Origin of the sequence: Desulfovibrio sp. OH1186_COT-070 (assembly GCF_003860215.1) — a bacterium.
Taxonomy (GTDB): Bacteria; Desulfobacterota; Desulfovibrionia; order Desulfovibrionales; family Desulfovibrionaceae; genus Desulfovibrio.
Genome location: NZ_RQYH01000126.1, coordinates 1 through 704, shown reverse-complemented (window position 1 = coordinate 704; position 704 = coordinate 1). Strand labels below are relative to the sequence as shown.

Genomic DNA, 704 nt, shown 5'->3' with positions numbered 1-704 from the left:
CTTATATTTAGTTTATTTCTTGAGCCAATTTGAATATTTTATATATATAACTGAAATAGTTATACCAACACCTATAATACTACTCACAATAAGTGGTTTATCGTCTGTAAAAATATCAATTATTTGGCCTAAAGAAATAATAGTAAATATCAGGATAATGACATTTAAAAAGTTTATTTTTGAATCCGTCACTTCCTGTTGTTTACTTATTATGTTATTCGTATTTTCAAAGTGTATTTTTTGTATAAAATCAAATTCTCTATCATCTATAAAGTTTTTATCTAGTTCACTTCTTAGATTATGGGATGGTAAATATTTTAATGAGTAACCTTGTATTATAGTCTTTTCTAGTTTATTGAGCCATTCTTTATGCAACGGTGTATCAATATACGTAGTTTCTGCTAAAAGGTTCAATATAGTTTTCTTTATATATATGGTTTAATGCAGACATAATAAACGCATGATTAATTCCTCTAAAATAATCCTTATCTCTAATATAGTCATCTTTAGATATTTCATACTCATTTTTCCCACTTTTTAAATTAATAACCATGCGATCAATATTTCCTATAAAAGTAAAATGGTTAAAATTAAATTGATTTATTCCATTTATAAAATAAGATCCTAACTCATTATAATATGGGGCTGTCGCTATTTTTTTGTAATCGTTAATATTACTAGAAATACTATGCATACTATTATCC

General features: G+C 24.7%; 2 protein-coding genes. Both read right to left on the bottom strand.

Annotated elements, in window-relative coordinates:
* Nucleotides 1–12 precede the first annotated feature (12 nt).
* Nucleotides 13–414, bottom strand: coding sequence for a hypothetical protein (locus tag EII23_RS12185; protein WP_124793562.1), 402 nt, complete (start codon nt 412–414; stop codon nt 13–15).
* Nucleotides 383–704, bottom strand: a 322-nt coding sequence (locus EII23_RS13020) for a hypothetical protein (RefSeq protein WP_185702406.1), incomplete at its 5' end; no start/stop codon positions are given. The genes EII23_RS12185 and EII23_RS13020, both read right to left, overlap by 32 nt.